Consider the following 25,599-nt stretch of genomic DNA (forward strand, 5'->3'; position numbering starts at 1 on the left):
TGCGCCCGGCCACCGCGCCGGGCGAGGATCGCAACCTCCGGGCCCCCGTCCGGCATCCCCAGGTCCGATTCCGCTGCGCCCGGCCACCGCGCCGGGCGAGGATCGCAACGCCGGGAATCGCGGAAGCGCTGAACGAAACCGCGAGGGCTGCGCCCGGCCACCGCGCCGGGCGAGGATCGCAACTCCCCGGGGATGGTTCCTACCCTGACGCAGCGGCGTGGCTGCGCCCGGCCACCGCGCCGGGCGAGGATCGCAACCTCCAGGAAATCGAGCTGTACGTCAAGGCGACCACGCTGCGCCCGGCCACCGCGCCGGGCGAGGATCGCAACCCCTTGCTCGGGTCCTCTGGCACCACCAGGCCGTGAGGCAGCTGCGCCCGGCCACCGCGCCGGGCGAGGATCGCAACTGGTCGTGGTTGGAGGTGGAGGCGCAGCAGGCCGGGTGCTGCGCCCGGCCACCGCGCCGGGCGAGGATCGCAACTGGGCAACAAGGCGGCGGCCGAGCGACTGGCCGACTCCGCTGCGCCCGGCCACCGCGCCGGGCGAGGATCGCAACCGCGCGGTCACCCGGATCTCGTACTCCACGTCGGTCAAGCTGCGCCCGGCCACCGCGCCGGGCGAGGATCGCAACCGGCGATACCTGACCACCCACGACATGATGGAGGAGCTGCGCCCGGCCACCGCGCCGGGCGAGGATCGCAACCGTTCCGCCGTCCAGATCAGCCGCAGTCCGGACGCGCGGCTGCGCCCGGCCACCGCGCCGGGCGAGGATCGCAACCGGCCGTGGTGACGTCCATGTCCACGGTCCAGATCGCGCTGCGCCCGGCCACCGCGCCGGGCGAGGATCGCAACCTTGATGCGTAAGCCGCGCGTGCTGACCATGGCAAGCTGCGCCCGGCCACCGCGCCGGGCGAGGATCGCAACTGCCTGGCGGGTGGTCCGGTCGGGCCACCTCCGCGCGGGCTGCGCCCGGCCACCGCGCCGGGCGAGGATCGCAACCTTGTGCTCGACGACCTGACCAGACATGACGGTGGTGCTGCGCCCGGCCACCGCGCCGGGCGAGGATCGCAACTACGAGGCCCTGGTGCGGGTCGACGGCTGGGAGCGGAGCTGCGCCCGGCCACCGCGCCGGGCGAGGATCGCAACATGCGGGAATTGGCACCTGGGCTGCGGGACGCTGCGGAGCTGCGCCCGGCCACCGCGCCGGGCGAGGATCGCAACGGCGCGGTCGGACCGCCCCCAGGTGATCGCGACGTCCTGCTGCGCCCGGCCACCGCGCCGGGCGAGGATCGCAACATCCCCACCAAGCACGGCCTGATCTCCCCCATCTGCAGCTGCGCCCGGCCACCGCGCCGGGCGAGGATCGCAACCGGGCGATCGTGGTCACCCACGCGCCGAAGTCACCGCCGCTGCGCCCGGCCACCGCGCCGGGCGAGGATCGCAACGGGGTTGGTGAGGTGCCGGTTGGTTATCTGCGCGCCAGCTGCGCCCGGCCACCGCGCCGGGCGAGGATCGCAACAGCCGGAACGGGTTATGGCAGATGGCGCACGCGCCGCCCGCTGCGCCCGGCCACCGCGCCGGGCGAGGATCGCAACGCCGACGAGCTAGCCGGGCTCGATGACGAATTAGGCGCTGCGCCCGGCCACCGCGCCGGGCGAGGATCGCAACTCGCCGGCCTTGACCACGCCGACGGACAGGTGGGGGGCTGCGCCCGGCCACCGCGCCGGGCGAGGATCGCAACTCGATCGAGCCGGCGAGGAACACCCGCCCGTCGCGGGCTGCGCCCGGCCACCGCGCCGGGCGAGGATCGCAACGTCAAGGAGGGTGCGGAGCTGGGTCGCGCCGCCGCTGGCTGCGCCCGGCCACCGCGCCGGGCGAGGATCGCAACCACCCACCAACCATGATCGACTCCTGTCGGGTCTACCCGGCTGCGCCCGGCCACCGCGCCGGGCGAGGATCGCAACAGTCGGAACGGCTTGAGGCAGATGGCGCACGCGCCGCCCTGCGCCCGGAAGCTGCGCCCGGCCACCGCGCCGGGCGAGGATCGCAACCGACGAACGGCCAGTATCACCGGCGTCGGGATGCCGGCTGCGCCCGGCCACCGCGCCGGGCGAGGATCGCAACTGGGTCGCGGTCAAGGTGATCAACGTGGACCTGCACCGGCTGCGCCCGGCCACCGCGCCGGGCGAGGATCGCAACCTGTTCGCGGGGTGGCTGCTCGCCGCAGTCATCGCTGCGCCCGGCCACCGCGCCGGGCGAGGATCGCAACCACTGCCCCGGGTAGAGGCGTCCCTGAGTGTCCCAGCTGCGCCCGGCCACCGCGCCGGGCGAGGATCGCAACTTGCCGACCGAGTTACTCCGCAGACTGTCGGTGTGCGGGGAGCTGCGCCCGGCCACCGCGCCGGGCGAGGATCGCAACTCTCGACGTCGTCGCCCAGGCCCTGGGGATCTGGACGCTGCGCCCGGCCACCGCGCCGGGCGAGGATCGCAACATTCTGCTGTTGTACGTCGCCATGCTGTTCCTGCTGCTGCGCCCGGCCACCGCGCCGGGCGAGGATCGCAACCGGGCTGGTAGAACCGCGGCCAGACGTAGACGCCGGTCGGGCTGCGCCCGGCCACCGCGCCGGGCGAGGATCGCAACCTGCGCGGGCTCGCCAGCCCCCACACCGCCAAGAGCTGCTGCGCCCGGCCACCGCGCCGGGCGAGGATCGCAACTCGTACGAGGACTGACCGGAAGCCGCCCGGTGCCCACCGCTGCGCCCGGCCACCGCGCCGGGCGAGGATCGCAACTCGCGATGGCGCGGCGAGATGCACGCCGAGGGCTACCGGCTGCGCCCGGCCACCGCGCCGGGCGAGGATCGCAACCCGACGGCGCATAGCCGCACTAGCGTGGCGGTGGCGCTGCGCCCGGCCACCGCGCCGGGCGAGGATCGCAACATCCGGACGGACCCGGACACGGCCGAGGTCTCCGCGCTGCGCCCGGCCACCGCGCCGGGCGAGGATCGCAACTCGCAGAAGCCGGGATGGGAAAACCGGCGTAGCTACCTGCTGCGCCCGGCCACCGCGCCGGGCGAGGATCGCAACACCCGATCGGCTGGGTACACGCCGCGCACCCGCCCGGCTGCGCCCGGCCACCGCGCCGGGCGAGGATCGCAACTCAGCGCCCTTCGGCGGCGCGACGGGCGGGGCTGCCTCCGCTGCGCCCGGCCACCGCGCCGGGCGAGGATCGCAACTCTACCGGCAATGCCAGGCTGACCGATGGGATCGCGGGCTGCGCCCGGCCACCGCGCCGGGCGAGGATCGCAACCCCATGGACTCCGGCGTGAAGGTTTCGTCCTGTGCAGCGCTGCGCCCGGCCACCGTGCCGGGCGAGGATCGCAACGCTGGTGGGGGGGGCTGGTGGGGGGTTAGTACTGCAACGGCAGTTGGTCAGGGGTAGCCGCGTCGTCGGTAGTGGCATGTTCGGGCCTGGTGTTGGCGGCGTCGTCGCCATCGGGACCAGGCCCAGACATGCTCGGGTTCATGGATGTGTCGCACTACGAGTGCGGTGAGGAGTCTTCGGATCTCCGGTACCGTGTAGCCGATCATCATGCCGTCGCCGGCGCTGGTTCCCCCTTTGTCGCAAAGGATCTGGCCACGGACAGCCAGGCGTGGGCGGCCATCGCGAGGGTGATGTGGGCGTACCAGGCCCGCCAATCACGCACCTGGTACTCGTCGAGGCCAGCTTCGTTCTTGGCCTGCTGGAAGCACTCCTCGATCGCCCACCTCGCCCCAGCGACACGAGCGAGGTCGACCAGGCGGGTGCGGCGAGGCCCGTAGCAGACGTAGTAGGCGATCTCGCCGGTGGTGATGCTGCGCCGAGCCAGGAGCCAGTGTCCACGGCCCGGTTTCCAGCAGATCCGTACCGGGATCCGAGCCCACCAGTACTCGCGTGGGCCGTGCGCCCCGGCGCCGGCTGAGAGCCGGCACCACGCCCGAGCGGGCAGGGCGGCGATGAGCTCGTCGGCGCGGGCGGTCCCCATCGTCGTGGTGATCATGTCGTCGTTACGGCGGGTCGCGACCACATAAGCCACATCCCGGTGTTCCAGCCACACCCGCAGGGACTTCGACTGCCCGTAGGCCTCGTCCATGGTCACCCACCCCACCGGCACCCCCGCGTCCAGGGCGCGGGCGAGCATGGTGCGGGCCATCTGCACCTTCGTGGCGAACTCCACCTCGTCGGGGATCCCGGCGGCCCGGCACCGGTCCCGGTCATCGGTCCACGACGCCGGCAGGTACAGCTGCCGGTCGATCAACGCGTGACCCTTCGTCGAGCGGTAGGCCAGGAACACCACGACCTGGCAGTTCTCCGTCCGACCAGCCGTGCCGGAGTACTGGCGTTGCACCCCCGCCGACCGGACGCCCTTCTTCAGGAACCCGGTGTCATCGACGATCAACACCCCGGCCGGGTCACCGAGATACTCGACCACGTAGTCACGCACGTCGTCCCGGACGGCGTCGACGTCCCAGTCCGCCCACCGCAACAACCGCTGCATCCCATCCGGCGACACATCCCCGGCCTGCTCCGCAAGGGTCCAGCCGTTCTTGCGGCCCAGACCCGACACCAACCCGCACAGGTACTGCCGCGCCCGCCGACGAGGCTCAGACCGGCGAAACCGAGGCCCGATCCGGGCATGCAGCCGGTCCAGCTCCCCACGCCAACGATCAACATCAACGTCCGTCACAGGCAGACCAACGAACCCGACCCGAAGACGATTCGCCTACTGCCGTTGCAGTATTAGCCCGCGCTGGCTGCGCCCGGCCACCGCGCCGGGCGAGGATCGCAACGCCGTCACCGGGGCGACCTCGTACGTCTTGAGCAGGTGCTGCGCCCGGCCACCGCGCCGGGCGAGGATCGCAACCAGCACGGCGAGGTAGCAGTTGTTGTTGTCGGTCCAGGCTGCGCCCGGCCACCGCGCCGGGCGAGGATCGCAACGCCGTCACCGGGGCGACCTCGTACGTCTTGAGCAGGTGCTGCGCCCGGCCACCGCGCCGGGCGAGGATCGCAACTCGGCGGGGATGGGCAGCTCGGGGACCTGGCAGCAGTGCTGCGCCCGGCCACCGCGCCGGGCGAGGATCGCAACACCGGTGCGGACCCGGGCAACGTCACGTCCATCGTGATGCTGCGCCCGGCCACCGCGCCGGGCGAGGATCGCAACTCCTTCGTGTGGTTGGGGATCGCGCGGTGCTGCGCCCGGCCACCGCGCCGGGCGAGGATCGCAACGATCTCGCACAGTCGAACCTTGGGCTTCCGCTGCCCTGCTGCGCCCGGCCACCGCGCCGGGCGAGGATCGCAACACCGGCGAGACGCAGCCGGTCGACAAGCCGGCCCGAGCTGCGCCCGGCCACCGCGCCGGGCGAGGATCGCAACGGGTTGACCGTGGTCTTGCGGACCGAGGGGTCACAGCAGGCTGCGCCCGGCCACCGTGCCGGGCGAGGATCGCAACGACGCGACCGGCCGGCGGAAGTAGTCGAACCTCGACGTGCTGCGCCCGGCCACCGCGCCGGGCGAGGATCGCAACGTGACGGACGAGGTGGTTCCGGTTGGCCCGGTGCCGCGCTGCGCCCGCCCACCGTGCTGGGCGAGGATCGCAACGTCTTCCGCGACGAGTGGCACGACTTCAAGGACGAGCTGCGTCCGGCCACCGCGTCGGCGAGGATCGCAACCGTGGTCTACCAGTCGTTGGACACCAGCCTTGACGTCTGCGCCCGGCTACCGTGCCGGGCGAGGATCGCAACCATGGCACCAACTCTGCCTGTCGGTACGGCAGCCGCTGCTGCGGCCAACCACCGCGTCAGGCGAGTGCCCCGCCGAAAATGAACCCCTGCCGGCGGCGGGTGGGTTGCGATGGGGCCGGCGCTCGTCGTGCTCGTGCCGATGCTGCCCGAACCCTGAGCGGGGTCGGTGGATCCTGGGCAACGTGCCGTCGCACCCCTCGTTTACCCCCCGAAAACCCATGTCGGTGAGTGACAGTAAGTGACAAGCGGCGATCATTGCGCGGGTATGTCTGTGCAGTTCAGTGTCAATTGGCGGCAGATGGCGACAAGGTTCGGATCGTTGCTTTCGGTAACCGCGGGTTCGGGGTTCGATTCCCTGAGCGCGTACCAGCGAGAAGCCGTGACCTGTCAGTCATGTCGTGGACTGGCGCGGCGGCGAACGGGAGGCCGTGGCGGCCGTTATCAGAGCGCAGCTACAGGGCGACAGTCGACTATCGCATTATCGTCTGCGCCAAACGATGGTGGGGTTGCGGTATCGATCACCCCTCGGACACGTACAGTTACCCCACAGTAATCAGCGTCAGGCTTAGCCTCGACGCTGATTTTGTTTTCACCGGGGTCGTAGGTGAGGGCGAGTCGTAGCTCGCGGTAGACGGCGCTTTTATCCGCGCTGTCGGCGTCGCGCAGGATGTTGCGGATGTCCTCGAAGCCGCCGACGAGGCGTCGGATGTCCTCCTCGGTGAGGCGGCGGGAAGCCGACCCTTGTGCCGCTTTGTCGCGTTCGACGATGGCGACGGCGTGTTGAGCGTTGACCTCGGCCATCCAGGCGGCGACGGTGGCGGGGTCACCTCCGGCATCGGCGATGGCCCGATACTGTACGAGTTTGGCGTCACACGCGGCAATGACCTTGTTCGCAGCGGCGATCTCCGGCGCGACGCTGCTTGGTCCGGCTCCCGACTGGGCGGCGTGGAGCCGGTGGATCGTGTCGGTCAGCCGGTGCGGGGCGAACGCAAGTGGTCGCGGTGCGCTGGGGTGCCGGGTTGATACCGGCCTGTTCGAGGAGCTCCCAAACGTGGAGGCTGCGACCTCCGCACTCAGCACGAAGGGTTCGCTGGGGATGCGGCAATATTCTAGGTGCTGTTTTCGCCGCCAGGCGCAGCACCGGTCGGCGGATCGACGGACAGTGCGTGGCCGTCGGGCCTGGCGCGGTCGGGAGACTCTGGCGTGCCGCCGCTCCGCTAGGCGGATTGTCGATATGTACGTAGTGCCTGGGCGAACCGCTCCTGTATATCTCGTTCAGCCTTGCGCCCGGGAAGAACGCCGACCTCGTAAGTCCGCTTGCGTCCTTCGAGGAGGTGAATGACAGAGGGATTGGTGATTGTAGCGGCGAAGACTTTGAAGCGCGCGGAAAGATCAACCTCTAGGCCGAGGAACTCGCGGCCGGTCCCAAGGGTAAGTGGTGTGGTGTAGTACTTGCCTTCGATTACGAGAATCGCGTCGTGACTTGCGGGGTCGATTCCTAGCTGGCGGCATCGCTGGGCATCAGCGGAAGGTATGACCAGGACATCTGCCTCGTGGGCGACCTTACTCTTACCGATGACCGCGACTCCAGTATGGACTTCTAGCGGGTCTTTCGAGCTGTCTGGCAAGGCAAGTATCGCATGGGTGAAGCCAGCTCCACTGGGAAGCCTTCCCGGGCTGCGCCTGAGACGAAACTCAGCCGGTATGCCACCGACTCCATCAGCGAAGGAGATGCTATATCCTTCGTTGCTAGCCGCCCGCAGAACCAGCGCAAAGAGATACGCTTCGTAGAGGTCGTTGCCAGCAGTCGGCGACGGACCGCCGACGCTAAGGGCCGAGGGTAGCGCCGTGGGCAACTCTGCTCGCAGTTGGGCGAGCATCCGGGACGCTGCCGTGCCGTCGGGGGCCGCACCTACGTTCGTCATCCTTGCCTGCCTTAAAGGTCCCAGTCGCCTTCATTGCCGCGGCCATGTGGGGTTAGCCATGAGCCTCGGACCACCCCAGCTTCAATCCGAAGCTCATTCAGTGTGTCGAGAACTGAGCGCACCCGGAAAGCGCTGGCGCGCCGGGCTTCAGCCGAGGCCAGTTTCCAGGCCGGTAGCCGGCGACCCCGTAGTTCCGCCTCTGGTGGATCCATGAAGACGACTGTTCCATCCCACGTCTCGGCCCAGGGGTCTGAGGACCCAGCGGCAGCGAAATCCGATCCGCCGTTGTGATGCTCAAGGGCGAGCCGTCGAAGCTCTTCAAGCTGCTTCTGGACGTCCCGTTCCATGGCGAGCGTTCCTGCGGTCGCTACCTCGATAAGGTCGAGCAAAATCCCCAAGCGCGCACGTGGATTTAGTGGTGTGACCACGACGTCGCCGCGTTTGAAGCGAGGCCTGCTGCCGGATCGCTGCCCCGGCGCATGTCGCAACTGATTCAGGTATAGCGGACTGCCAGCAATCTCATCGAAGCGACCATCGTCGAACGCAGTACCGGTCGGGTCTGTCGGCGACTGCGACACACCCTCGGCGGCCAGCGCGCGCTCCTGTGTAACGATGAAGCCGAGTCCCAGCTCAGTCAGCAGCTCCTCTACCTCGGCGAGTAACTGCTGGATCTCCTCTTCGGTCACTCGGCTCCTCGTTCACTGCGAAGGGTCTGGAGCTACTGTAGCGGTGAGGGGCACTCGCGGTGGATCGCCGTAGATGCTTGCGATGGGCGGGAGGCGCTACAAGTGCCTGCGAGAGCAGTGACACACCTGGTCAGAAGGCTCGTCTCGGCTGGCGCCAGTCCCCGCTTCGGCGCCGCTGACCCACGATCTGCGCGGGCTTCCTGCTGAAGCACGTCAGCTTGATCCTTGGCAAGACATGTGCAGGCGCGCCGCAGGTAACGATCCGGCATGACCCGCTGGTCCTGAGCCGGCAAGGCACCACGTGCGATCGCGGGACCTCACGAGCAAGGAGCTCCGGTGTACGCGCACGCCACGCTGGCGCGTGGCGCGGTTGAGTCGGTCGCCTGGTTGTGGTGGCTGCTCGCCGACGGCGAGCGGTTCGAGGCACGCTTTGGCCGCGGGATCGCGTTCCTAATTGAGGATGCCGGTTGGCCACCAAAGCAGCCGACCAGGTGCCCGGTACTGCCGCCGGGCGCGCAGGAGCAGGCCCGGCAGCAGGCACTGCTTGCCCGGCTCGACGATGCCCGTATCGAGCGGGTATATGGACCGCCCTGGCACCCGCGTCAAGATGATCCGCGTCGTTCGCAGCGGTTGCCCATGCCCCCCAGTGGGGCCTAAGAGCGCGTTTGGAATGTGTGCTGGTCGGGGTTGTCGCACAGTGGGTGTGATCGATGAACCGGGCTCGGTCGGTAGATGGGTATGGATCGAGTGCGGCGGTACCCGTCTGACCTGACCGATGGCGAGTGGGCGCTCGTCGAGCCGATGCTGCCGTCGCCGCAGTGGATGGGCAGGCCGGAGAAGCACCCGCGTCGGGCGGTCGTCGACGGCATCCTGTACGTGGTGCGGACCGGGTGTGCGTGGCGGTACCTGCCGGTGGACTTTCCGCCCTGGCAGACGGTGTACTCCCATTTCCAGCGGTGGAACCGGCGGGGTGTGACCGATCGGAACCTCACCGAGCTGCGGGAGGAGGTCCGCCTGGCCCATGACCGGCAGCCCGAGCCGACAGCGGGGATCATCGACTCCCAGAGCGTCCGCTGACCCGATGTGCTCGATATCCCGCGACCCCCGCCGCTGCGAGTGCACGATCTGCACCGCCCGCGCCCCAGAAGCCGTCTTCACCGTCCGCACGTACGCCACGGCCCCGCACGATAGAACCCGACCCGTTTACAACTCCTAACTCAATGAGGTTGGGCGTAACTGGACGGACGTGAGGATGGTTCTGTCTGAACGCGGGGAGGGGTGCGCAGCCGCCGTGGATCGTCTCGGACGAGTTGTGGGCCGAGGTCGAAGCTCTGTTGCCACCGCGTCCGCCTCGCCGGTACCGCTATCCCGGGCGGAAGCCCCTGGATGACCGCAAGGTGCTCTGCGGGATCCTGTTCGTGCTCTACACCGCGATTCCGTGGGATTACCTGCCTCAGGAACTCGGCTTCGGCTCGGGGATGACGTGTTGGCGCAGGTTACGGGACTGGAACAGCGCCGGTGTCTGGCAGCGGTTGCATGAGGTTCTGCTCGGTAAGCTCCGCGCCAGCGGGCAGCTCGACCGGTCTCGGGCGGTGATCGACGGTTCCACGTCCGGGCGCTCAAGGGCGGCCAAAAACCGGTCCGAGTCCGGTCGACCGCCGCAAGCCGGGCTCGAAACACCACGTCATCACCGACACGGGCGGCATTCCCCTCGCTGCGGCGTTGACCGGCGGCAACCGCCACGACGTCACCCAGCTCATGCCTCTGGTCGACAGGGTCCCCCGCATCAGGGGCATCCGTGGACGGCCCCGGCAGCGACCACAGTGGCTGTACGCCGACCGTGGCTACGACTACGACTGCTACCGCCGCCAGCTTCGGGCGAGGGGCATCACCCCTGTCATCGCCCGACGCGGCCACGGCTCCGGCCCCGGCACCCGACGATGGGTCGTCGAGCAAACCATCGCACTGCTGCACTGGTTCCGCCGCCTACGCATCCGCTGGGAGATCCGCGACGACATCCACGAAGCCATCCTCACCCTCGCCTGCGCCATCATCTGCTGGCGCAGACTCCAACGCTCAAAGAGTTAGGAGTTGTTAGTGCGCACCTCCCGACACGACACCCCAGGTCACAGCCCTGCCGACCACGAAATCAGCCAACCGTGGCCCAAGTCGGGGCTAGTGCCTCGTCATGCAGCCTTGAACGGGTAATCCGGGTGGCGGATTTTGAAGCCGGTGGCGAATGCGGTTTTCGGTTCGGCTCGTTGGTTGCGCCAGCGGATGTAGGTGCCGATGGCGGTGTCCTGTTCGGTGTGGGTGCGGTGGTCGGTGCCGTTGAGGGCGAAGTAACGCACGCGGCGAACTCGGCCTCGATCCAGTTCAGCCAGGACGCATACGTCGGCAGGAACACCAGGACGGGGCGGTTGGCGGCGCACCAGAAGCGTGATTACGCTCGGGATGCGGATCGGCACCGCCAAGCCACCACCCGCCGTGCTACCGGTTGGCCGCACCGGCCAAAAACGAGTCGACCTCGACGCGGTTCGGTAGGCCGCCCTGAGCACCGATCGCGCGAGTCGACAGTGCGGCAGCGGCCACGGCGACATTCGCTGCATCGATCAGGTCGGCCCCCTCGATCAGCGCCGAGGTCAGCGCCGCACAGAAGCAGTCACCGGCTCCTGTCGTGTCGACAACCGGCACCACCGGAGCCGGCACCAGCTCATACCGCTGCCCGTCCCGGACCAACGCCCCGACGGCGCCGAGGGTCACCACCACCCGTGGCACCGGCAGGGCAGCCAGGGCCGCCCGTACTCCGACGAGGTCGTTCAATTCGTCGTCCCGAGCGCCGGTGAGCTGGGCCAACTCGACCCGGTTCGGCACCAGCACATCCACCAGTTCGAGCAGCCCGACGTCGACCACACCGGCGGGAGCCGGGTTGAGCACCCTCAACTGACCGGCGTCGGCGGTGGAGAGCGCCGCCCGGATCGCGTCGACCGGCACCTCGCACTGCACGAGCACCGCCGCCGTTTCCGGGTCGATCGGCCCAACATCCGCTGCCGTCAGTCGACGGTTGGCGCCCTCAATGACGACGATCGAGTTCTCGCCCTTTCGGTCCAGCAGGATCACCGCCTCGCCGGTGCCGACGCCCTCGCCGAGGCGGCGCACCCCTGACGTTTCCACCCCGAGCCGGCGCAGGTTGTCGATCAGGAAGCTGCCGGCGGCATCGGAGCCGACGGCGGCGCGCAGAGCCACCCGGCGTCCCAGCACGGCCAGTGCCACGGCCTGATTGGCGCCCTTGCCACCGGCGCCGATCCGAGGATCGGCGGCGAGCACCGTCTCCCCCGGGCGGGGCAGCCGGTCGATCCGGACCACCCGATCGACATTGGCGCTGCCGACCACCACCACCTCGGCGGGTTCGGCCTCTCCCCACCCGGTCGTCACCGAGCCGGCCGCCGCGGCGGCCACCGAGCAGGCCGCCGCCGCGACCACGGAACCGCCCAGCGCCGAGCCGGCTGTAGCCGATCGCGGAGAGGCCGAGTCAGTCACGGGCGGCCAGCCACGAGATGAGTCGGACCCACAACTGCGGGTAATCCGGCCAGGCCAGGAAGGGCGGTGGCGCCCAGTGCGGTGCCAGGTCGGAGGTGAAGACACCGGTCCGTCCCGCACCCACCTGCCGGACCGCGATCAGCGGGTCGGCGCCGACCTCGACCAGGACCTTCCCTTCCGGACGTTGCCGGGTGCGGTTGTAGCCGAGTAGACCGGGCCACTGCTGCTGCCCGTCCGGCAGCGCGGGATGAACGCCGAGGACCCGGGGCGGGATCGCCTCGGGCACCTCCACCCGGTCGTCGGTGGTCAGCAGTTCCACCGGAAGGATGTCGGCCAGCGGGCTCTGCCCGTACCGTGCCTTGCCCTCGATGCCGGCGAAGGAGAGGTATCCGCCGACCATCAGCAGGGCGCCACCCGTCTCTACGTAATCGCGGAGGGCCGTGAGGCGGTTGGGTTCACTGGCCGAGTTACTGAACACGTTCGGCGTCAGCAGGAAGGTGTTCGCCCCCACGTCGCTGATCACGATGCAGTCGTACTGCCGAAGACCGTCGGCGGTGGTCGGCATCCTCTCGGCGATACGGTGCGCCGGAACATGGTCGACCTCCCAGCCCTGAGCCAGCAGCGCCGCCTTGAACTCGTGGCCGCCCTCCTGGTACTCGCTGTTGGTGAAGCTGTCGAAACCCTTCTGGTGGATCAGGTGGATGAACCACGACTCGCCGAGTAGCAAAACCTTCACGGACCAGACTCCTATTCGATCGTCCCGCTCGGGAAATGCTCGCGGAACTGCCAGTCATGTTCGGGGATGATGAGATCAGCCTCGTGCCGGAGGCGGGCATAGCCGCGCATGAGTTCCGGTAGGTTCCAGAACGAGCCCATCGGCCAGTTCAGCTCAAGATTGCGGTAGTTGTACATGACGTCGCTGGTCAGGCAGACGGTGCCTCGGGCGGTCTCGACCATGACCACCATGCAGCCGGGGGTGTGCCCACCGATCTTGACGAGCCGGACCCCGTCGGCGATGTCGACGTCGCCGTCGATCACCTCCAGACGGTCCCGAATATCAGTGACCTTGTACGAGTAATCGGGGTAATAGAACATGCAGAACGACGGTGGCGCGACGGCCTGCGGCAGTTCGTCGCGTTGCACGATGAACTTCGCCCTCGGGAAGAGCTCGTTGTTGCCGACGTGGTCGAAGTGCAGGTGGGTCAGCACCACCACGTCCACGTCGGCCGGGCGGACTCCGTGCCGGGCAAGCCCGGCGACCAGATCCTGGTCTTCGCCACGGGAAGCAACGAAGTCCACCCCGTAGCGGCTCTGCATCGCCGACACCTCATCGATGGCGCCCAGTCCGGTGTCGATCAGGATGGTCTGGCCAGCCCCCTCGATCAGCCAGACCGGCACCGGCACCATCACCCCCTCGGTGAGCTCACCGTTGCGCCGCCGGATGTCGTTCCGGAAGCCGTACGGCAGGACCTTCGACCGGTCCAGGTCCGGATGGGCACCGCTGTTGAGCAGGCTGACCGAGAGTGAACTCTCCAGTTCACCGGTGACGATCTGGTGGATCCGCATCATCGTCGTACCCCTCTCCTCACCGCCATCGGGATTAGAAGCCGGTCTCGTCCGCGCCGTACTTCTCGACGTACTTGTTCCAGGTCTGTTCCACCAGGAAGTGCTTGCCGGCGTCGACCGGTGCCGGGATGGATTTGTTGGCGGTCAGGTAGCTGTTGTCGCCGTCCCAGGTCTTCTTCCAGTAGGAGATTCCGCTCGGGTCGAGAATCAGTTCCTTCGTTGCCTTGGCGTTGGGCGCGTACAGCTCGAACTTCTGCCAGAAGTCCTGGAATCCCTGCACGGTCAGGTTGGCGCCGGTGTCCCGGTTGAGCCGTTCGGTGATGGTCTTGCCGCAGTCGGCGGTGTTGGCGTCGCAGTACCGCACGATCCGGTGGAACACCTTGACCAGCTTGAGCAACGCCTCCTCGTTCTCTCCGGCGAACTCGGTGGTGGTGACCAGTCCGTTGATCGGCGGCGGGGCCAGGTCGGGGCCGGAGGCGAGCACCGGCATCCCCTCCGCGGTGGCCCGGACCCGCTGCGGAATGCCGCCGAGGTACGCGTCACCGGTGCCACTGAGGAAGGCGGCGAGGCCCTGGTCCGGGTCGAGGTCGACCAGCTTGACGTCGGACTGCTTCAACCCGACCGACTCCAGTGCGGCGACCACCTGCTTGCCCATGTCGGTCGACATGGTGGTGACGATGGTCCGCCCCTTGAGCTGTTTGAAGGTCTCGGCCCGGGCGGCCTCCTCGGGGAGGCCGGTGGCGACGAAGTCCTCGAGGGTCTTCAGCCCGGAGCCCTTCTTGCCCATCAGCGCGGAGCCCTCGGTGAACGGGTTCCAGGCGTACCAGTAGACGACGTTGTCGGCCTTGTTGGCGACCGAGACCACGCCGGTGGTGTTGTTGATGGCCGCGTCGATGCCGTTGGAGGCGACCGCCGGCATGATGGCGTCCCAGGCGAGCGACTTCAGCTCGACGTTGAGCCCTTCGGCCTTGAACCACCCCTTCTCCTCGGCGATGATCGGAAGCATGGTGTCCTGGAACGGCGAGATGCCGAGCCGGATGGTCGTCGTGCCGTCGGCGGCCTTACCGGATTCGGTCTCGGCGTTGCAGGCGGTCAGGGCGAGCGCGGTGACGACAAGGCCGACGGCGAGCTTTCTGGTTGACATGGTCGTGCTCCTTAGCTGCCTCAGGAAGAGCTTTCGGACCAGCGTGTGATGCGTGAGCTGACGAATTTGATGAGCCGGTCGACGGCCACCGCCTCGATGGCGATGACGATGGTGCCGATCAGCACCACGGGGGTGTTCAGCGTCCGGCTGGCCTGCATGATCAGCCGGCCGATGCCCTGTTCGGCACCGAGGAACTCGGCCGCCACCACCACCGCGAAGGCGAGCGCGCTGCCGATCCGCAACCCGGAGACGATTTCGGGAACGATGGCGGGCAGAATCACGGTCCGGTAGACCTGCCCCTCGCCGGCACCCAACGAGCGGGCCGCGCGACCGTAGACCGGGCTGACGTTGTTTGCCGACACGATCGTGTTGACCACCATGACCATGAAGCAGGCCAGGGAGCCCAGGAAGAGCTTGCCGCTGTCGCCGATGCCGAACCAGAGGATGACGAACGGGATCAGGGCCACCGGTGGAACCGGTCGCAGTGCCTCGATAACCGGGGTGAGGGTGTGAAAGAGAATCCGGGAACGGACCATCAACAGACCGATCAGAATGCCGGCAGCCGAGCCGAGTGACCAGGAGAAGAGCACCCGGAGCAGGGTGGCCCCGGCGTCCGGCAGCATGCTCCGCCAGATCTGCTGCAGGGCGCTGAGCACCTCGGTCGGGGCCGGGAAGTAGAGCGGCCTGATCGTGCCGGTCAGGTCGGTGAGCAGCCACCAGAGGGCGAGCAGCCCCACGATGACACCGCCACCGAGCCCGAGTCCGATTATCCGAGACCGGTCCCCTGCCACGCGGGGGCGGACGAGCTGTCCCTCAGGTGCGGTCACCGGACACCTCCCGAAGACTCCGCGAGATCTGGATCCGCATGTCCTGGAATTCCTTGCTGCCCCGTAGATCGAGGTCACCGCGCCGATCGAAGGGCACCGTGATGTCCTGGTGCACCCGCGCCGGACGCGGGGTCATGACGATCACCCGGTCGCCCACGAAGAGCGCCTCCTCGATGTCGTGGGTGACGAAGACGATGGTCTTCGGCTCCGCCAGGTTGACGTGGTGCAACGCGAGCCACATCGCCTCGCGGGTGAAGATGTCCAGTGCGCCGAACGGCTCGTCCAGCAGCAGCACCTCGGGGCCGGAGGTGTAGGCGCGGGCGATGTCGACCCGCTTGCGCATGCCGCCAGAGAGTTCCTTCGGGTATGCATCCGCGAAGTCGGCGAGCCCGACCAGGTCGAGATACCGGTCGACCCGCTCCTTCCGAGCGGTCCGGTCGACACCGCGCAGCCGCAGCCCGTACTCGACGTTGCGGCGCACGGTCAGCCATGGGAAGACCGCGTCTGACTGGAAGACCACCGCTCGCGAGCTGTCCGGCCCGGTGACCGGACTGCCGTCAACCAGCACTCGACCGGCACTCGGCCGCAGGAAGCCGGCGATGAGGTTGAGCAGGGTGGTCTTACCACAGCCGCTCGGCCCGACGACACAGACGACCTGGTTGCCCTCGATCCGCAGGGTGGTCCTGGACAGCGCCAGCACGTCGGCCCGCCGCGCCTGGAACTCCTTACTGACATCCTCGACGTCAATGACCGCCATCGTTGTCGCCTCCATCCACAGGTGTCGGGTGCAGCAGTGGCCCGGTGGTGCCCCGCAGAGTCAGTGACACCGGCAGGATGTGCCGGCTGGATCGGGTTTCGCCGTTCGTCGGAGCGAGCACCCCTAGCAGAGCCGAGGCAGCCAGCGCACCCATGCCGACCGCGTCCTGACGGACCGTGGTCAAGCCGGGGATAACGTGGCGTGCCGCGTAGATGTCGTCGAAGCCGACCACGGAACAGGCCGTCGGTATCTGCAGGCCCGCCTCCCGCAACGCCCGCAGCGCACCGAGGGCGACCAGGTCGTTGAGAGCGAAAACGGCGGTCACCTCACCGATCCGGATCCGGGGTACGAGGTGGCTGGCTGCCAGGTAGCCGGCCTCCTCCTCGAACGGGCCCTCAATGACCTCCGGCGTGCGACCGACCAGCTCGCCCCAGGTGTGGACGAAGCCGTCCACCCGGTGCTTGCTGCTGGCCAGGTGGGGGTTGGCGCCGACCACGACGGCCCGCTGGTGCCCCAGTCCGGCCAGGTGTCGCGCGGCGAGCGCTCCGCCGGCCCGGTTGTCGGAGACGACGGTGGTCAGGGCCAGCCCGTCCAGTTCCTCGTCGACCGCGACGACCGGTACGCCGGCAAACAGCTCGGCGAGCCGGGAGGTGGGTGCGGGCGCACCGGCGGCGTAGACCACCCCGTCGATGGCCCGCGACTTCAGCGTCTCCAGGTAGAAGATCTCCCGCTCGGAGGTCCACCCGGTGTTGCCGAGCAGGACGTTGAAGCCGCGCTCGATCGAGGCCTGCTCGACACCCTTGGCCAGGTCAGCGAAGAAGCTGTTGCCGATGTCGGGCACCAGCAGCCCGATAGTGCGGGTGGTGCCCCGCGCCAGGTTCTGGGCGGTACGACTCGGCACGTAGCCCAGATCCTGCATGGCCTCCCGGACCAGGGACTGGACGCGCTGACTGACCGGCCGGTTGCCGCTCAGAACGTGGGACACGGTCGCTCGGCTGACTCCGGCCCGAGCGGCCACGTCACTGATGGAGACAGACATTCTCACCTCCGCGCAAACCGGTTTGTCAAACCGGTTTGCGTCACGCTAATCATGAGAGACGCCCACGTCAAGGGCATGTTTTGGAAATCTTCGGCCAGTGCCGGCACCGTTCGTCGGTAGCAGTCGTAGTCGTAGCCCCCGGTCGGCGTAGATCAGTTCGGGCCACGATCGAGGCGAGGCCGCCGGGGGCGTCGGCGGGGACGAGGTGTCCACTGTCCGGGAGTGGGCACTGGTCGAGGTGATCCGCGTGTGCGGATCACCCCCGCCCGCACGGGGAGCAGCGATCGGCCTGTACCGGGCCAGCCGGACCGAAACCTGGCTGACCCCGACTGACAGGATCAGACGACGGGAGCCGAACCGATAAGCGCATCCGTATGGACTCCAGGCGAGTCATCGACCGCCGCGTTGCGTTCGACGGTGTCCGTCTTGGGTGTGCCCGGACGCGGTGCGGACTGCGATTCGGCGGCCGTGGCGTCAGCGTGCTGCTGTGCGCGCCCGTCGACGGTGTCGAGGATGAGCTGCTCGACCTCGCTGAGACCGCGGGTCCCGGACCGGACCGGTGGGTCCGGGCGGCCACCCGTCTCAGCCAACGAATGTGTAATCGGGGAAGCCGGGAACCTCGGGTCGGATCCGGAACAAGGCCCCCGCCGGGGAGCGGTCGTCCGCCGGCAGGCCGTGGCGGGAGGTGGTGATGTAAAGGTCGGCGTGGTCGGGGCCGCCGAACGCGCATGCGGTGGGGCGTCGGACCGGCAGCTCCACGACGGCGGTGAGGCGACCGTCCGACGCGTACCTGTGCACGGCCCCGCCGTCCCACAGCGCGACCCAGACACCACCCTCGACGTCGAGGCAGAGCCCGTCCGGCGTGCCCACCTGCGGTGGCACCGCCACCACCGGCCGCCGGTCGTGCAGCTCGCCGGTGGTCGGGTCGAAGGCGAAGGTGTCTATCCGGTGGGTGGCCGAGTCGACGTACCAGGCGGTGCTGCCGTCCCGGGTCCAGGCCAACCCGTTGGAGACGGTCAGCCCGGTGAGCACCGTCTCGACCGCGCCGTCGGGGCCGAGCCGGTGCAGCGCGGCCCGGCCCGGCGCGGCGTCGTACGCCATGGAGCCGCAGTAGAAGCGCCCAAGCGGGTCGCACCCGCCGTCGTTCATCCGGATCGACGGGTCCGACCAGTTCTCGGGCAGCAGCTCCACCGCGTCGTCCGTGAGCAGCGCGAAGCCCCGCTCGACGGCGGCGACGAGCCCACCACCGGACCGCGGGCGCACGGCCGCGACCACCGGGGCGACGTGCCGGCGGGTGATCACCCCGGTGACCGGGTCCAGCGTCAGGATGTCCCCGACCAGCATGTCGACCCAACGCAACCGCTTGTCGGCCGGGCACCACACCGGCCCTTCGCCGTGCTCGGCGACCGGTGAGGTGACCTGCGCAAGGGCACCCATCGCGCCTCCTCTTCCGAAACGTGCCGGTCACATTCCACACCATCCGGCCACGACCGGTGTCCGGCCCGCGCAGTGCGGTCCGGGTCCTCACAGGTAGTCGGCCGGCCAGTGGAAGGCCTCGGGCGCCTCCGTGATCGCGGCCAGATGGTCGGGCGCGGCGTGGATCGGCCGGACCATACCAGTGGCGTCGGCCTGCGTCACCGGGTCGGTCAGGAGGTGCGGCAGTGCGGCGTCGATGGCCGGATCGGCGGGCAGCCGGGCCACGCACTCCCGTACGCCGCGCTCGGCGGCGGTGCCGGCGACGGCGCCGAACAGGGCGCGCAGGGCCTCCGGCCGGTCGGGGTGCGCCGCCACCTCGACCACTCGCACGGACCCGGGCGTCCACTGCGCGGCCAGGTAGCCGGCCATCCGGCCGTGGTGCCGGGCGACCAGCAGCTGGGTGGGCGGGGCGTACCACACCGGCACCCGCAGCCGCCAGTCGTCGGCGTCCCGCACGGTGCTGAGCGGCCGGCGGGCGTTGAACGCCTCGTGCAACGGGGCGAGCTGCGCCCAGTCCACTCCGGCGTCGGCCTGGACGATCCACTCCGGCGGCAAGGGGGCCACGGCGGCCGCCGGTCGACCGCTCGGGTAGCGCAGGGCGAACGGGCGGTAGCCGCTGGACAGGTACACGCCGGGGGTGCCGGTGAACAGCAACGACCAGGCGCAGCCGTCGGCGGCCATCGCCGTGACGGCCAGGTCGAGCAGGCAGCGGATGTGACCCTGGCCGCGCGCCCGGACCCGGGTGGCCACATTGGCGACGCCGCCGACCAGGTCGACGCCGCCGGCGGCGTTGCGTAACCGCCGGGGCAGGTAGTGGACGGCGGCGACGACCGTCCCGGCCTCCACCGCGACGAAGGTGCGCGGGAGGCGGCCGGGGTCGCGGGCGTAGAGCTGGGTCACGTGCGCGCTGGTGAACGCCTCGGCCCAGGTGGCGTACAGCGACGGTACGTCCGCCGGCGTGGCCGGGCGGTAGTCGACGGGGGTGCTCACGCCGGCGCGAGCACGGTGCGCTGCCGGCCGAGCCCGTCGATCTCCATCTCCATCACGTCGCCGGCTGCCAGGTAGGGGAACCGGCCGGAGAGCGCCACGCCCTGCGGGGTGCCGGTGTTGAGGAGGTCGCCCGGTTCCAGCACGGTGTACTGGGACAGGTGCCAGATCAGGTACGCCACGTCGAAGATCATGTCGGCGGTGCGTGAGTCCTGCCGTGGATCGCCGTTGATCCAGGAGCGGAGCCGAAGCGCCTGGGGGTCGCCCACCTCGTCCGGCGTTACCAGCCACGGGCCGAGCGGGTTGAAGGTCTCGCACGACTTGCCCTTGGACCACTGGCCGCCCGGGTCGGCGAACTGGTAGTCCCGTTCGGACACGTCGTTGGTGACCGTGTAGCCGGCCACATGAGCGAGCGCCTCGGCCGGGGAGTCGAGGTAGCGGGCGGGCTTGCCGATCACCGCGGCCAGCTCGACCTCCCAGTCGGTCTTCGTCGAGCCGCGCGGGATCAGCACCTGGTCGTACGGGCCGACCACGGTGTTCGGCGACTTGTGGAACAGGATCGGCCGCTCGGGCGGGGCGACCCCGGATTCGGCGGCGTGCGCGCTGTAGTTCTGCCCGATGCAGAGCACCGCCCCGGGCCGGGCGATCGGGGCGCCGATCCGCTCCCCGGTGACGTCGAGCCGGGGCAGTGGACCCGCCGACCGTACCCGCGCCACGGGGTCCGCGGCGAGGAACGCCGCGTCGATGTCGGAGGTGACTCCGGTCAGATCGAAGTAGCTGGTGCCGTCGAACAGCACCGGCCGCTCGGCGCCGACCGGGCCGATCCGCATGAACCTCATGGTGTCCTCTCCGTGGTGGTGTGGGCCCGTCGGCGGGCCCGGGTCGATCGCGTACGGGGGCGGTGTGCGACGGCGGGTCAGCCGGTCCGGGCGAGCATCTCGGGCGTCACCGCGTGGCTGAGGGGCCGGCCGGCGGCGTACCGGACGATCTCGTCGACGACGATCTCGCCCTGCCGCCGGCGGCCCTGCACCGTGCCGGCGGCCTGGTGCGGGGTGAGCAGCACGTTGGGCAGTGCCCGCAGCGGGTGGCCGGTGGGCAGCGGCTCCTCGTCGAAGACGTCCAGCGCGGCGTCGATCCGGCCGCGGGACAGCTCCGCGACGAGCGCCGCCTCGTCCACCAGCCAGGACCGGGCGGTGTTGACCAGCCCGGCGCCGTCGGGCAGCAGCGCCAACTCGCGGGCGCCGAGCAGGTGCCGGGTCTCCGGCAGGGTCGGCGCGTGCAGCGCGACGATGCGGCTACCGGCCAACAGCTCGTCGAGGCCGACCAGCCGGGCACCGAGCGCGGCGGCGTTCGCCCTGGTCAGGGTCGGGTCGTACACGCTGGCGTCCGCGCCGAGGGCCCGGACCAGGTCCAGGTACGCACGGCCGGTGCGGGACGCCCCGACGACGCCGATCGGGCAGCCGAGGATCTCGTGCCGGGGTGGTGCCTGTTCCGCCCGGCTCCAGCCTGCACCCGCGTGCAACGCGTGGTCGAAGCGGGGCGTCTGGTGCAGCAGGGCCAGGGTGAACGCGAGGGCGACCTCGGCCACCGACCGGGCCATGCCCTGCCCGGCCTGGGTGACCGTGACGCCGCGGGCGAACAGCTCGGGGGTCACGAACGGTTTGACCGAGGCACCTGTGTGCGCGACCAGCCGCAGCGCCGGGGCCCGGTCCAGCAGGGCCGCGTCGAGCCGTGGGACGCCCCAGGAGGTCACCAGCACCTCGGCCCGGGCCAGCAGCGGCGCCAGGTCGGCCCGGGTAAGCGCCGCATGGTCGTCGATCAGCGTGGCGTCGGTGGCCGCGGTCAGTCGGTCGCCGACCCGGTCGGGGAAGAACTCGGCCCGCAGCGGGGCGGACACGGAGACCACGGTGACCGGACGGTGCCCGCCGGAGAGCGTGGTCACGGGCGGCCCGGCCGGGGGCCGGGGCACGCCGCCCGCACCGGCCCCGGGCGGCGGCTCAGCGGAGCCAGTCATCGCGGTGCTCCGCGACGAAGTCGTCGTCGGTGAGCCACGGGTAGGCCGTGATCACCCGGGTCAGCTCCTCCGCCTGGCCGGGGGACAGCCCTTCGGCCGGGTCGAGGCACCACACCCCGTCGAGCAGCCCTTGCCGGCGCAGCACCTCGTGCACCCCGGCGATGCAGCCGTGGAACCCGTTCACGGCGTCGAACACCGCCGCGTTCGCGTCGGTTACCGCCGCGGACCGGCCAGTCAACTCCGCCAGCGCCGCCCCGTCGCCGGCCCGCGCCGCCCGTGCCTGCGCGAACAGGGCGACCGCGGCGCGGGTCCACACCGCCCACTGGCCGAGCAGCCCGCCGACGAACCGGCGGCCGGCGAACTCGCCGAGCAGGTCGCCGACGATGTGGTCGTCGTTGCCGGTGTACAGCGCCACGTCCCGGCCCCGGTCGGCGGTGGCGATCCCGTGCACCGCCTCCAGGGTGCGGTACCGGTCGAACGGGGCCAGCTTCACCGCCACCACCGACGGGAGGTCGGCGAACGCCCGCCAGAACGCCGTCGACAGGCGCGGGCCGCCGATGGCCGGCTGCAGGTAGAAGCCGATGACCGGCAGCACCTCGCCGACCGTCCGTGCCCGCCGGAGCAGGTACGCCTCGTCGGCGCCCGGCACGACGGGGGAGAGTAGGACGGCGTGGTAGCCCAGCTCGGCGGCGAGTTCCGCCTCGGCGACCGCCTGGGCGGTGTCGCCGCACGCCCCGGTGACCTTCACCACCGGCCGTCCGGCCTCGGCGTCGACGGTCTCGGCGGCCAGGGTGAGCACCGGTCGCAGTAGGCCTGCCTCCCGGATCGTGAACTGGGTGGTGTGTACGCCGACGGCGAGCCCACCGGCCCCGGCGGCCAGGTAGTAGCGGGTCAGCGCCCGCTGCCGCCGTTCGTCGAGGCGGCGGTCGGCGGTCAGCGCGAGCGGGTGTGCGGGGATGACTGTCCCCTCGCGCAGCAGGTCCAGGGACACGGTCAGAACCTCCCGTCGCGGACGGAGAACTTGGTGGGCCTGCCCGAGGTGGGCAACCCGGCGGCCAGCCAGTCGGCCTGCCAGTCGATCAGGGTGCCCAGCGGGACGTCCGGGTAGCCGAACAGCGCGTGGCAGCGGGTGGCGTCGTTGAGCAGCGCGGTCGGCGCCTCCGTGCCGGCGTAGCTGACCGGCCGGCCGAGACGTTCGCCCGTGCGGGCGGCGATCCGGCGCACCGGGGCGGTCTCCGGGCCGGTCAGGTTGAGGGTGAACACGTCGGCGGAGGCGTGTCCCAGCGACCGCAGCGCCACCTCGTTGGCGTACCCCTGCCAGACCACGTTGACGTGGCCGGTAGTGACGTCGACCGGCTCGCCGGCGAGCACCGCCTGGCCGATGTCGGCGAGCACGCCGTAGCGCAGGTCGACGGCGTAGTTGAGCCGGAGCACCGCGACCGGGGTGCCCCGGCTGGCGGCGTGCGCGAACACCTGCTCGCGGCCGAGGCAGCTCATCGCGTAGTCGCCGACCGGGCCGGTCGGGTCGGTCTCCACGCAGCCTCCGGAGGCCACCGGCGCCATCGGGTAGACGTTGCCGGTGGAGAATGCGGCGATCCGGGCGGCAGGGTAGCGCCGGGCCACCGCTGCGGGCAGCACCGCGTTGACCATCCAGGCCAGGTACGGGGCGGTGGCGGTGCCGAACTTCGCGCCCACCATGAAGATCACGTCGCTGGCGTCGGGCAGTCCGGCCAGGTCGCCGTCGCCCAGCAGGTCGAACGCCACCGGCTCCACTCCGTAGGTGGCCAGCGCGTCGGCGGCCGTCCGGTCCGACCAGCGCGACACGGCGTACACCCGGTCGCCGGAGCGGCCGGCGGCGTCGAGCCCTCGGCGGGCCAGCCGGCACAGCGACGGGCCCATCTTGCCTCCGGCGCCGAGGACCACCAGGTCACCGGAGCCGCCGGCCAGGTCGGCGACGAGCGCCGCCGAGGGCCGGGCGAGCCGGTCCTCCAGTGCGGACTCACTGTTGAACACTGCACTCACCCCTTGATTCCGGACATGGTGACGCCCTCGGTGAAGTACCGCTGGCCGACGAGGTAGGCGGCGAAGATCGGCACGAACGCGACGACCGAGCCGGCGAGCATGACGTTGAGCGGCACCTGCTCCTGCTGGAGGGAGGCGATGCCGACGGTGAGGGTGCGCATGTCCCCGCTCTGCCCGATGATCAGTGGCCAGAGCAGGTCGTTCCAGTGCCACAGGAAGACGAACACGCCGAGGGTGGCCAGGATCGGCTTGCACAGCGGCAGCACGATCCGCACGAACATCCGCCACTCGGAGGCGCCGTCGATCGTCGCGGCCTCGAAGAGTTCGTCGGGCAGGCCCTGGATGAACTGTCGCATCAGGAACACCGCCTGCGCGTTGGCCAGGGTCGGCAGGATCAGCCCCCAGTACGTGTCGACCCCGCCGACTCTCGCGATCAGGATGAAAGTGGGGATGAGGGTGACGTGGTACGGCACCATCACCATCGCCAGGAACGACCAGAACATGGTCTCCCGGCCGGGGAAGCGCTTCTTCGCGAACGCGTACCCGGCCAACGCGGAGAGCAGCAGCACCGCGACGACGCTGACCACCGAGTAGATGGTGGTGTTGAGCAGCCAGCGCAGAATGTTCCGCGAGTCGAGCACCGTCGCGTACGCGTCGAACTCGATCGGCCAGGGCAGGAGGCTGCCGGGGAACTCGACGGCGGCGGCGGGCTTCAGGCTCAGCACCACCATCGCGTAGAACGGGAAGAGGGTGGCCACGCTGGCCACGGCCAGCAGCACGTACCGCAGCACGGTGCCGCCGGGCCCGGGCTGCAACGCCCGGTACGAGCGTCGCCGGCGCCGCGGCGGGGGTGCCGGGGTGGGCGCGGGGGCGGTGGTCGTGGCGGTCACTTGTCCCTCCCGAGGGCCAGCCGTTGGATCAGCGCGACGACCAGCGTCATCACGAACAGGGCCACCCCGATCGCGCTGGCGTAGCCGAGGTCGAAGTACTTGAAGCCCTGGTCGTACAGGGCCATGACGAGGGTGTAGCTGGCGCGGGCGGGGCCGCCGCCGGTCATCGCGTACACCAGGTCGAAGACCTGGAACGAGGCGGTTGTCTCGATCACCAGCAGGAAGAACAGCACCGGCTTGAGCTGGGGCAGCACGATGAAGCGGAACCGCTGCCACGCGCCCGCGCCGTCGGTGAGGGCGGCCTCCTCCTGCTCTCTGGGCAGGTCCTGGAGGCGGGCCAGGACGATCAGCATGCCGTACCCGAAGTGCGACCACACGCCGATCAGGGCGAGTGCCGGCAGGACCAGCGTGCTGGAGGCCAGCCAGGAGTCGTCGGGCAGGCCGACCCAGCCGAGGATCCGCGACCACGGGCCGCCGGAGGAGAACACCCAGGAGAAGATGGTGGCGACCAGCACCAGGCTGGTGACGACCGGGAGGAAGAACACCGACCGGAAGAAGCCGACGCCGCGGAAGCCGCGCCGGACCAGCAGTGCCAGCCCGACCGACGCGGCGACGGTCAGCGGCACGTACAGCACGGTGTAGCCGACGGTGACCCGCAGCGCCTGCCAGAAGACCGGGTCGTCGGCCAGCCGCCGGGCGTTCTCCAGCCCGGTCCACTCGGCGTCGCCGCCGATCGTGTAGTCCATGAAGCCGAGCACCAGCCCGGCGATCGCCGGGCCGAAGCGGAACGCCAGGAACAGCAGGAACGCGGGGAGGACGAAGAGCAGACCCCATCGTGCCTCGCGCCGGGCGATCACCCGCCGGGCCCGCCGGGCCGGCAGCTGAGCAGGTACGGCCATCTCGCCATCCTCTTCGCAGGTTCGACATCGGCCGCTGCGGCCGATGCGGT

General features: G+C 70.2%; 23 protein-coding genes and 2 CRISPR repeat arrays (1 of these 25 only partly in view). Of the genes, 3 read left to right on the forward strand and 20 right to left on the reverse strand.

What is annotated here, in order from left to right; genetic code table 11:
• A CRISPR array of direct repeats spans positions 1-3,381; the repeat unit is 37 nt; unit sequence GCTGCGCCCGGCCACCGCGCCGGGCGAGGATCGCAAC (it extends 78 nt beyond the left edge of the window).
• A 205-nt stretch (positions 3,382-3,586) separates the two neighbouring features.
• The 4 genes from OHQ87_RS04540 to OHQ87_RS04555 form a co-directional block, all read right to left on the reverse strand.
• Complete coding sequence (locus OHQ87_RS04540) at positions 3,587-4,723, reverse strand: IS701 family transposase (protein WP_442930677.1); 1,137 nt, start codon at positions 4,721-4,723, stop codon at positions 3,587-3,589.
• A 66-nt stretch (positions 4,724-4,789) separates the two neighbouring features.
• Positions 4,790-5,634: a CRISPR direct-repeat array (repeat unit 37 nt; unit sequence GCTGCGCCCGGCCACCGCGCCGGGCGAGGATCGCAAC).
• Between the two features lie 584 nt (positions 5,635-6,218).
• Positions 6,219-6,857 (reverse strand): hypothetical protein, encoded by a 639-nt coding sequence (locus OHQ87_RS04545; protein ID WP_328345223.1) that lies wholly within the window; start codon positions 6,855-6,857, stop codon positions 6,219-6,221.
• A gap of 137 nt (positions 6,858-6,994) precedes the next feature.
• Positions 6,995-7,702, reverse strand: a complete 708-nt coding sequence (locus OHQ87_RS04550) for a hypothetical protein (protein ID WP_328345225.1) — start codon at positions 7,700-7,702, stop codon at positions 6,995-6,997.
• An 11-nt stretch (positions 7,703-7,713) separates the two neighbouring features.
• Positions 7,714-8,388, reverse strand: coding sequence for a hypothetical protein (locus tag OHQ87_RS04555; protein ID WP_328345227.1), 675 nt, complete (start codon positions 8,386-8,388; stop codon positions 7,714-7,716).
• 336 nt (positions 8,389-8,724) lie between these two features.
• Here OHQ87_RS04555 and OHQ87_RS04560 point away from each other — a divergent pair, with 336 nt between their 5' ends.
• From OHQ87_RS04560 to OHQ87_RS04570, 3 genes are all read left to right on the forward strand, one after another.
• Positions 8,725-9,045 (forward strand): hypothetical protein, encoded by a 321-nt coding sequence (locus OHQ87_RS04560; RefSeq protein WP_328345229.1) that lies wholly within the window; start codon positions 8,725-8,727, stop codon positions 9,043-9,045.
• Positions 9,046-9,126: 81 nt separating this feature from the next.
• Positions 9,127-9,465, forward strand: coding sequence for a transposase (locus tag OHQ87_RS04565; protein ID WP_328348744.1), 339 nt, complete (start codon positions 9,127-9,129; stop codon positions 9,463-9,465).
• Positions 9,466-9,683: 218 nt separating this feature from the next.
• A protein-coding gene (locus tag OHQ87_RS04570; protein WP_442930792.1) for an IS5 family transposase occupies positions 9,684-10,476 on the forward strand; the annotation gives its coding sequence in 2 pieces (ribosomal slippage) (positions 9,684-10,021 and positions 10,020-10,476; 795 coding nt in all).
• A 98-nt stretch (positions 10,477-10,574) separates the two neighbouring features.
• Here the strand turns inward: OHQ87_RS04570 and OHQ87_RS04575 are convergent.
• The 16 genes from OHQ87_RS04575 to OHQ87_RS04650 form a co-directional block, all read right to left on the reverse strand.
• Positions 10,575-10,862 carry a hypothetical protein gene (locus OHQ87_RS04575; protein WP_328345231.1) on the reverse strand — a complete coding sequence of 96 codons (288 nt, stop codon included), beginning with the start codon at positions 10,860-10,862 and terminating at the stop codon, positions 10,575-10,577.
• Positions 10,863-10,878: 16 nt separating this feature from the next.
• Positions 10,879-11,871: a ribokinase gene (locus OHQ87_RS04580; RefSeq protein ID WP_328345233.1), complete on the reverse strand. Its 993-nt coding sequence runs from the start codon at positions 11,869-11,871 to the stop codon at positions 10,879-10,881.
• A gap of 49 nt (positions 11,872-11,920) precedes the next feature.
• Positions 11,921-12,664: a glutamine amidotransferase gene (locus tag OHQ87_RS04585; RefSeq protein WP_328345234.1), complete on the reverse strand. Its 744-nt coding sequence runs from the start codon at positions 12,662-12,664 to the stop codon at positions 11,921-11,923.
• 11 nt (positions 12,665-12,675) lie between these two features.
• Positions 12,676-13,497, reverse strand: a complete 822-nt coding sequence (locus tag OHQ87_RS04590; RefSeq protein ID WP_328345235.1) for an N-acyl homoserine lactonase family protein — start codon at positions 13,495-13,497, stop codon at positions 12,676-12,678.
• A 31-nt stretch (positions 13,498-13,528) separates the two neighbouring features.
• Positions 13,529-14,638 carry an ABC transporter substrate-binding protein gene (locus OHQ87_RS04595; protein ID WP_328345236.1) on the reverse strand — a complete coding sequence of 370 codons (1,110 nt, stop codon included), beginning with the start codon at positions 14,636-14,638 and terminating at the stop codon, positions 13,529-13,531.
• 20 nt (positions 14,639-14,658) lie between these two features.
• Positions 14,659-15,375 (reverse strand): ABC transporter permease, encoded by a 717-nt coding sequence (locus OHQ87_RS04600; protein WP_328345237.1) that lies wholly within the window; start codon positions 15,373-15,375, stop codon positions 14,659-14,661.
• Between the two features lie 76 nt (positions 15,376-15,451).
• Positions 15,452-16,222, reverse strand: a complete 771-nt coding sequence (locus OHQ87_RS04605; RefSeq protein ID WP_328345238.1) for an ABC transporter ATP-binding protein — start codon at positions 16,220-16,222, stop codon at positions 15,452-15,454.
• Positions 16,209-17,261, reverse strand: a complete 1,053-nt coding sequence (locus OHQ87_RS04610) for a LacI family DNA-binding transcriptional regulator (RefSeq protein ID WP_328345239.1) — start codon at positions 17,259-17,261, stop codon at positions 16,209-16,211. The genes OHQ87_RS04605 and OHQ87_RS04610 overlap by 14 nt, the downstream gene beginning before the upstream one ends.
• A 582-nt stretch (positions 17,262-17,843) precedes the next feature.
• Positions 17,844-18,698: an SMP-30/gluconolactonase/LRE family protein gene (locus OHQ87_RS04615; protein WP_328345240.1), complete on the reverse strand. Its 855-nt coding sequence runs from the start codon at positions 18,696-18,698 to the stop codon at positions 17,844-17,846.
• Between the two features lie 87 nt (positions 18,699-18,785).
• The gene (locus OHQ87_RS04620; RefSeq protein WP_328345241.1) at positions 18,786-19,727 is read right to left on the reverse strand and encodes a GNAT family N-acetyltransferase; all 942 of its coding nucleotides are present in this window, start codon (positions 19,725-19,727) and stop codon (positions 18,786-18,788) included.
• Positions 19,724-20,554 (reverse strand): fumarylacetoacetate hydrolase family protein, encoded by an 831-nt coding sequence (locus OHQ87_RS04625; RefSeq protein WP_442930678.1) that lies wholly within the window; start codon positions 20,552-20,554, stop codon positions 19,724-19,726. The genes OHQ87_RS04620 and OHQ87_RS04625 overlap by 4 nt, the downstream gene beginning before the upstream one ends.
• Positions 20,555-20,640: 86 nt before the next feature.
• Complete coding sequence (locus OHQ87_RS04630) at positions 20,641-21,738, reverse strand: hydroxyacid dehydrogenase (RefSeq protein WP_328345243.1); 1,098 nt, start codon at positions 21,736-21,738, stop codon at positions 20,641-20,643.
• Entirely contained in the window at positions 21,722-22,729 is a 1,008-nt protein-coding gene (locus OHQ87_RS04635; protein ID WP_328345244.1) for a dihydrodipicolinate synthase family protein, read from the reverse strand. Before OHQ87_RS04635 ends, OHQ87_RS04630 begins: the two co-directional genes overlap by 17 nt.
• Positions 22,730-22,731: 2 nt before the next feature.
• On the reverse strand, positions 22,732-23,751 hold the full coding sequence (locus OHQ87_RS04640; RefSeq protein ID WP_328345245.1) for an NAD-dependent epimerase/dehydratase family protein: 1,020 nt from the start codon (positions 23,749-23,751) through the stop codon (positions 22,732-22,734).
• A gap of 5 nt (positions 23,752-23,756) precedes the next feature.
• On the reverse strand, positions 23,757-24,650 hold the full coding sequence (locus tag OHQ87_RS04645) for a carbohydrate ABC transporter permease (RefSeq protein ID WP_328345246.1): 894 nt from the start codon (positions 24,648-24,650) through the stop codon (positions 23,757-23,759).
• A complete protein-coding gene (locus tag OHQ87_RS04650) occupies positions 24,647-25,549 on the reverse strand; it encodes a carbohydrate ABC transporter permease (protein ID WP_328345248.1) in 903 nt (300 codons plus the stop codon). The genes OHQ87_RS04645 and OHQ87_RS04650 overlap by 4 nt, the downstream gene beginning before the upstream one ends.
• Positions 25,550-25,599: the final 50 nt, after the last annotated feature.

The organism is Micromonospora sp. NBC_00421 (assembly GCF_036017915.1).
GTDB lineage: Bacteria > Actinomycetota > Actinomycetes > Mycobacteriales > Micromonosporaceae > Micromonospora.